Raw genomic sequence first — 7357 nt, 5'->3', positions numbered from 1 at the left:
CTTCAACCGCATGGGCCACCATCGCTTCCATCCGCATGGTCAGCCGCAGAACCGCAACCTATTGCTGGGCATGAAAAACTTTCGAATCCGGCTCTGAGACGCAGGCGATGCCCCCCGACTGGCAAGAAGTGGGACTTTGCGGCCATTCCCTGACGCCATGCTGAAAGACAGTTTTGCCACTGACCGTCACCTTAGGCATTGCTGCACCGTGTTCAGAAAAATCAACTTCGACATCAAAATTTACAAATTAAAATCGATAGCGAGGCCGACTAATAAAAAGTCAAACTGACAGACTCTTCAGCCGCAAATTCCGCAGATGAAAATCCACTTTTCACAACCAGTTCAATTTTATCGCCATTTTTTTTAGTTGCAATCGCCTCGACTCCCATTGTCCCAATTTTTTTCGGAAGCTTATCACTCCTCACGCCGGAGTATCCATCAAAAAACGTTTGCTTATGTGTGGATGGGTTTTCGATACAGATCCCAAAATAGCTATGACCAGTAATTTTATCCTGATGCGAATATTTGAAAAGCAATGTCGGAAAATCTGCCCCATCCGACGGATTCGAGCGACGGTATGCAACAGGCACTATTGGCTTCAGGGTTCGAGGTATGGTGCCGAACGAAGACGGCACACCAATCTTATTGCTTACCACGTAAAAAATACTATCAAATTTCCCGTCTCTATTTTGATCAACAAAGCAAGTGAAGCGTTGCCCATTACCAAACAAAAAACCCTGCAAGGGATCAACGGGTCGAAATGTAAAAGTGCAAGCCGCTAAAACATCTGCGCGCAAGGCTATCATTTGAGATCCGTGAGGAATAATCGTCTTGCCATTCTCACCGACGGCGTCACCCTCAAGGGCAAGCAAGGTAGGTGGCACAAGCTTAGCGCGAGCAATAACATCACCTGGCTCAACAGTCTTCTCTTCCATCGATTGCTCGATCGGGTTGACTGCCCAAATTATCTGATAGCTTCTCGAAGCAGCATGACCGGTGACTGGTTGAGCAAAAATACCAATTCCCATCGCAAACAATCCGGTAACGACCCTCGTGCACATATCAACTTTCCCTTTGCTTCAACTTGGCATCCTGTGATTGAGAGACACTTCTCCAACTTCAGTCGGATGCTGCCTTCAACCACAGACGGGTTATGACATGTCAGTTAGGTTGTCACACGATAATTCGCTATCGCTGTTATCTGGCCTAGGTGCCGAAGTATCGCTATGCTAGGCCCATCGTCTATTCATTGACCAAGCGCGCTCCATAAGCTGAAGTCGACTTCGCCGACCAAGTTTGAAATTGCAGAAATTATGCATATTCAGGGAAATAAATCTCCGAAAACTACTTATTCATCAGGAGTAACCATCGCCGGGACGAGCCGCCATTTCTACGTCCTTCTCGGAACGTCGCAATTTGGTCGGCTTCTGCCAGTGTTGGATCGCGAACGTTGCCGCCCCAAAAACGGTCGTTCAGCGGCATGATCTGCGGCATTGGAACCCGTCATTCATTCACCGTCGCCGAACAGCACATGAATGACGGGGCTTAAGACAAGGACGAACCCGCTACGCAGGAGAGTCGTGCGGCAGACAGCACGGTCGCATCCGCAAAATGCTGGCCATTGCAGACAGTTAACTTCTTGGCATCGATCAACGATGCCCGCCAGCCCCGCCGCCAACGGTGGCAGTCGACTATGTTTTCGTAGTTCTGAAGATCGCCGCCTCGGCACCCTCCCGCATGACCGCGCTGCAGTGGCTGCCGTATCGGAAGGTCCGGGCCGCTGGCGCGGGCGCTACAAGGGGTGTGGGTGGGCGACCTGCGCCGCGTCCACCTCCCAATGGCGAGAAGAAATGAGAAATATTGGCAGTCACGCATCCTGACGGACGAAGGCCCCGGTCAGGGCCCCCGCTTTGCGACCGCCGCGCCAACAATCGTGTAAGGCATTGCGCCCGAGTTGTTGGCCAGCGTGAACACCGCGCCCACCTCGGAAGCGGTGGGGCCAAAAAACGCCCCAGCCATCTGGCCACTGACACTGGCGCTGGGGGCCGTGGTCGCCGTAAACGCACCGTTGCTGATATTGCCGCTAAACGACACGGTGCCCAATGCCGTGCTGGCATTGGTCGTGGTGTTCAGCAGGGTGCCACTGACCGACGACGTGAGTGATGCCGTGCCGAAGTTGACATCGAAGCGGCTGGTGCCACTCAACGTGTATGCATCGGTGCTGGATGTCGCGCCAACGCCGCGCCCGCTGGCGATCCCGGTGTAGGTTGCCGAGCCAGTCGTGGGCATCAAACCAGTGCCGGTGAGTTGGCCATAAATAAACGCACGATCGGAAACCTGAGTGGACGCTGAGGTGGAACGCCATTGCCCGTAGCTGACGTAGGTCAGCGCCAGTGTGGTGTTGCCAGCCCCGGGATTGAACAGCGTCAGTTCATCCGTCGGATATCCCGATGCTACGGACGTTTTGTAATTTGTAAACACCGCGTTTTGCGAAATCACATTCGTTGAATCGAAATTCAATGGGGCAGACGAGACCGTATCGGACAGATTGTAAGAACCATTGGCGTTTTTCACGAATGTAATATAGTTTCCGCCAGCGCCAATTGTTGTGTACGCAGAGGTAAAGGTCTTCGTCGAGTCGACAAAATATCTCAAATCGCCAACGGGCGTCGTGCCGCCCCCGCTCAGGCTATAAAAGGCAGCCCCCGTGCCTGTGATCCCGGTCGCGGTCGTCTGGCGCCCCGTCAGCGTGCCGACCGCCGCCAATTCGAGGCCGTCGGAACCCGTCAGACTGAAGGCCGCGCCCACTTCATCGGCACTGGGCCCGTAAAAGCGCCCTGTGAAGGTGCCCGTCAGTGATGTTGGATAAGGCGAGACCGCATTGGGAGAGGTGCGCATCGTGCCCGAAATGGCATTGCTGCTGGAGGCGATCGTGCCCTGGCCGCTCCAATTAGCACTTGGCATTATCGTCGCGCCCGAAACCGGATCAAGCTCCGAAAAAGTGCCCGCCATCGTGAGGCTGCCAGACCCGAAATCGGCAGCCAGCGTGCCTGAACCGTTCATCGAGACCGTGCCGCCGAATTTCGCCAAGGCCCCCAGCAGATCGACGCTGAAAATGGCCTGCCCGGTCCGCGGCACGGCGGTACCGGGGGTTGCGACACCATAAGTGAAGGCATATTCCTGCGTGGTGTTCGAGCCTGTCGAGCCGGAGCTGTGCTGCCAGAAGCCCGCGCCGACATACTTGTAGGTAAACGCGCCGGAGGTTCCCGGATTGGTCAGCGTCAGCGCGTCGGCGCTGGTGGTGCCATTGATGATGTAGACGGACGACAGCGCGTTGCTACCCGAAGCGCTCTTGGCAGAGGGGGCGAAAGACTGGCTAGTGCCGCCGGCGCTGACCGTATAGGTTCCGCTGGCCGCATCATAGGAAAAGGCAACCGTGGCCGCGCCCGCCGAAGCACTGCCCGAATTGCCGGCGCCATAGCTGCCCGTGCCCCCGACCGCATCGTTGGCAAAACTCTCGCTCTTCAGCGGGCCGAGCAGGTTGGCGTTGACACCCGAAGGTGGAGAGATCGGAGTGGGCGCGCTTGCCACGCCCCCGCCGCCATCGCCGCCGCCACAGGCGGAAAGCGTCAGGCACAACACCACCAGAGAGGCCTGAGCCGGCTGTTTAATCGCTCGCATTGTCAAACTATCCCCCTGATCCTCAGGCGATCATGCCCATTCAAAACGCGGTGGCAACACCAATTTCCCCCGCGAAACGACGATAATCGTATAATTGCACGGTTGATGCGTTGCGTTCAAAGCGGAACCGCACGATCGGCACAATCGCCCCCACCCGTATTTGCCGAAATGTTCCATTCAATCCAATGCTATAATTATTGTCAATCCGGCGATCGACAAACAGGAACAGCCGATTATCAGCCTCAAGGTGGCTGTATGACGCATTCAATGCAATCGTCGTCTTGCCAATTTCACGAAAGACATAGGCATTGATCCCACCGCCCACTGTGGCATAGCCAGCGTCCTTCGCGGTTTGGCGGCTACCCGAAACCTGCAAGCCACCGCCAAAGCGGGCCGAGAACGCCCGGTCCACCCCGGCGCTCAGTGACCAGGCATTACCGCTTTCCAGATCGTTGCGGCGGTTGTCGATGGAGGCGTAACCGGCGCCAAGGCGAACCTGCGCACGTTTGCCCAGAGGATGCAGCCAATCGGCGCTGGCCGTCAGCGCCAAAGTGTAGGGCACGGCCCCGTACCAACGCCATGCCAAGCCTGCGGCCAGACTTAATCGCCCTTGCCCCAGCATGACCTCCGGCCCAAGTTGGGGCGCTACGATCAGGTCGTCGAACTCGGTGGAGCGGTAGATGTTGGCGCTACCCGAGAGCCGCCCGATCAGGTTGACCTTGCCGGCCACCGGCAAGCGGGCGAACCCCTGGCCGCGCACCGACGCCCCCAGTCCGGACCGGACCTGCGCATCTTTGCTGAGGGTGAAGTTGCCGATCACCGTGCCCAGCGTAGAGGAAGCCGTAGCGCGGTTGACGTTGCTATCGGGCGCCAGTGCAACTTCCAGACTGCCCCCCACCGGCCGACGGGCATCAAGCGCCTGGGCGTAGAAGCGCACCGCCGTTGCCACATCGGGCGGCAGACCGGCGGCTTGGGCAGCGCGCAGTTCGCGGCCGGCGGCATTGACGTGGCCAAGCAACGCATCAATCCGGGCAAGTTCAAGGCGAACCCGCGCAGCCTTGGGATTTTCATCGAGAATCTTGCGCAATTCGATCGCCCCATCGCGCAATTTGTGCAACTGGTTGGCCAGCATCAGGGCGAGACGAAAGCGCGCCTCGGAACGCAACTGAAGATTGGGATCGGCGGCCAGAGCGCGATAGGCAGCCTCGGCCGTGGCAAAATCACCACGATCGCGGGCGCTATCGGCGAAAGCGAACAGTTGCACGGGGGTAAAGTGGGTGTCGCCCGGCGTTGATGATGCTGATGTGTCAGCTAGAACAGGGGCTGCGCTGACAGAATACGAGGCCGCAATAGCCCATATGATCAATGCCCCCCGCATGCGCCGGACGGATAGCGCCAATATTCACAATCATCCAGCCTGATTTGTTGAAAATTGAACAGATGCCGTAATTTACCAATTACAGGTGGCCAGCACGGCTGCAACGATTGCAGGCCACGCACCGTTGCCACGCCAGCATTACCACGTTGAGTGGTGCGGAAGATCGGAAGGTGAGCTATCATTTGAAACCGCGCTGAGGCGTTTTCCGCTCGAATTGACACGAGCAGCAAGGCGACCCTCACACACCGTGCGGCGGTCCTTGCTGCTATGACGCGGGCAAGAAAATCAAGGGTCGCAAGCGGCATCTCCTGACCGATACCTGCGATTCCTAGTCTTCATCCTCGTGCACGCCGCTGATATTCAGGATCGCGATGGCGCCGTCAATGTCCTCAAAGCCGTGCAGCGGCGCTTTCCCTGGCTGTGCCATGTCTTTGCTGATGGCGACTATGCCGGTGACAAACTCCGCGATGCTATCGCCGGTAATCGTTTTCGGAATGACGGATGAAGCTGCGCGAGTATCCACAAGCCTCCTTTTAGGCCTGAGGGTGTCCGGTCAAAACGGGGCAGATCAAGGCGCCTAGCTGCTGAATGTCGTAAGTTGGTCGCCTGCTTCCGGTTCGCCGTCATGGAAATTATCGCCGCTATTTCAGACATTCAGGGCCCTCAACCTGACCGTCGGAACCGGTCGTCGGTTAAGGTTGGTTCTGCCGCTCCATCACGCTGCACCTGCCAGTCCGCCTTGCACGCGGGCTCTGGCTGACAGAAATGGTCCGACCGGGTCACGGCGCGGGGCGAAATGCTGGAGCCCGACCGGCCCAGGCATGGCGACATACAGCGCTTCGACGCCCCCTTTGGCATGATAGGTCTCGTGCCAAAAGCCGGCGCCGGCCGACATTTCGCGAATTCGCCGCCACCAATCAGCGTGGGGCTCGCCGCGCGTGAACCGCTCCAGCGTCTCGATATCGCGCCAATATTGGCGGAAGCCGAAATGCGTCAGACCGAACATCATGCCCTCGTGGGCAAGCAGGCCTTCAGGCCGCTCGCGCGCAATCTGGTTCAGACCAGGACCGATCCGACGCAGGGCCTGCAGCCCGCGCCACGTGCGCAGACGAAAACCAAGCATGATCATGACAAGCTCTGGATAGGCGGAAATATCCACCGACTGGCGCTGGATTGCGGGTTGCATCATACGACTCCATGATGTTTACAGCGTAATCATACAGTGCGAGTGTACGATGTAAACATGACTGCCAAGATTTCTCCCGAATTGCCCGAGCGCCTCGTCGCTGCCGCGCTCGCCGCGCTGGAACGCGGCGAAGACGTGGGGTTGCGCGCGTTAGCTCGTGATACCGGCGTTTCAGCAATGGCGCCTTACCGGCATTTTCGGGACAAGGATGCGTTGCTGGCCGCAGTTGCGATGCGCGGTTTTGCCGATCTGCGAGACCAATTGCTCGCCGCCAACGCTGCGCCCGATCCGCGCGAAGCCTTGGTGGCGCAAGGTCAGGCCTATCTCGCTTTCGCTCGCGCGCGGCCTGCCTTATTCCGCCTGATGTTCGCCGGTCACGATGGCGGGCCGCCCCCTATTGAAGACAATGCCTATGGCGTGATGGTAAGAAGAGTGCGCGAGCTTGCGCCGGTTAGCCTGGAAGCGGCGACGCTCGCTTGCTGGTCGGCGGTACACGGGATGGCGACGCTGGCACTTGATGGCGGCTTGTCGCCGGATGGCTCCTCGGTCGAACACGCCGCACTCAAGATGATCGTCGCCGGGATCTCAGCGGCGAAACGGTCTTAGGCCGCCCTCATTCCAGCCATTCCCGAGGCTGGAAGATATCCTCCAAACCGGATGAGGTGGATGGCTCCCGCTCACGGCATCAAGGTGCCAAGATGGGTTGCTGTCAGGCAAACCCGAGCAAAGGAGCCATCCGCCATGGAAGTTAGCACGATCGGCCTCGATTTGGCCAAGAATGTTTTTCAGATTCACGGTGTCGACCAGGTGGGCACGATCATCGTTCGTAAGGCGCTGCGCCGGGCGCAGATGTTGCCCTTCTTCGCAAAACTGCCGCCATGCCTGATCGGTATCGAGGCTTGTGGGACATCCCATTACTGGGCGCGGGAATTACAAAAGCTCGGCCATGAAGTGCGATTGATGCCGCCTGCTTACGTCAAACCCTATGTAAAGTTATGCGCAGGTGAGCATAACTTCACTAATCGCGAGGTGCCCATAATGCGGAGGAGCGTTGCCTGATTGGCGGATTTCCGCCGTTCTCGGATCTTCTTGCTTTGCATTATTCTGAGCCG

Annotated in this window: 5 protein-coding genes and 2 pseudogenes; 3 read left to right on the top strand and 4 right to left on the bottom strand. The window is 57.9% G+C overall.

Going from position 1 to position 7357, the window contains the following annotated elements; translation table 11 throughout:
• Positions 1–269 precede the first annotated feature (269 nt).
• The 3 genes from FHW92_RS25350 to FHW92_RS25340 form a co-directional block, all read right to left on the bottom strand.
• Positions 270–1028, bottom strand: a complete 759-nt coding sequence (locus FHW92_RS25350) for a hypothetical protein (RefSeq protein WP_168606063.1) — start codon at positions 1026–1028, stop codon at positions 270–272.
• 868 nt (positions 1029–1896) lie between these two features.
• Positions 1897–3681 carry a transferrin-binding protein-like solute binding protein gene (locus tag FHW92_RS25345; RefSeq protein WP_172249409.1) on the bottom strand — a complete coding sequence of 595 codons (1785 nt, stop codon included), beginning with the start codon at positions 3679–3681 and terminating at the stop codon, positions 1897–1899.
• 40 nt (positions 3682–3721) lie between these two features.
• Positions 3722–4945 carry a surface lipoprotein assembly modifier gene (locus FHW92_RS25340; protein ID WP_349237757.1) on the bottom strand — a complete coding sequence of 408 codons (1224 nt, stop codon included), beginning with the start codon at positions 4943–4945 and terminating at the stop codon, positions 3722–3724.
• A 380-nt stretch (positions 4946–5325) separates the two neighbouring features.
• Here FHW92_RS25340 and FHW92_RS25335 point away from each other — a divergent pair.
• A pseudogene (locus FHW92_RS25335) lies at positions 5326–5537 on the top strand (transposase); the annotation flags it as partial.
• A gap of 237 nt (positions 5538–5774) precedes the next feature.
• On the opposite strand, the gene FHW92_RS25330 reads toward FHW92_RS25335, so the two are convergent.
• The gene (locus FHW92_RS25330) at positions 5775–6248 is read right to left on the bottom strand and encodes a DUF4188 domain-containing protein (protein WP_246870429.1); all 474 of its coding nucleotides are present in this window, start codon (positions 6246–6248) and stop codon (positions 5775–5777) included.
• Between the two features lie 54 nt (positions 6249–6302).
• On the opposite strand from FHW92_RS25330, the gene FHW92_RS25325 reads away from it, so the two are divergent.
• Both FHW92_RS25325 and FHW92_RS25320 read left to right on the top strand, forming a co-directional pair.
• Positions 6303–6851, top strand: a complete 549-nt coding sequence (locus FHW92_RS25325; RefSeq protein WP_168606059.1) for a TetR/AcrR family transcriptional regulator — start codon at positions 6303–6305, stop codon at positions 6849–6851.
• 135 nt (positions 6852–6986) lie between these two features.
• Positions 6987–7238 (top strand): annotated as a pseudogene (locus tag FHW92_RS25320) (IS110 family transposase); the annotation flags it as partial.
• Between the last annotated feature and the right edge of the window lie 119 nt (positions 7239–7357).

The sequence above is a fragment of the Novosphingobium sp. SG707 genome, assembly GCF_012275515.1.
GTDB lineage: Bacteria > Pseudomonadota > Alphaproteobacteria > Sphingomonadales > Sphingomonadaceae > Novosphingobium.
Note: the sequence above shows the minus strand (reverse complement) of the source record. Positions and strands in the feature narration are given on the sequence as shown.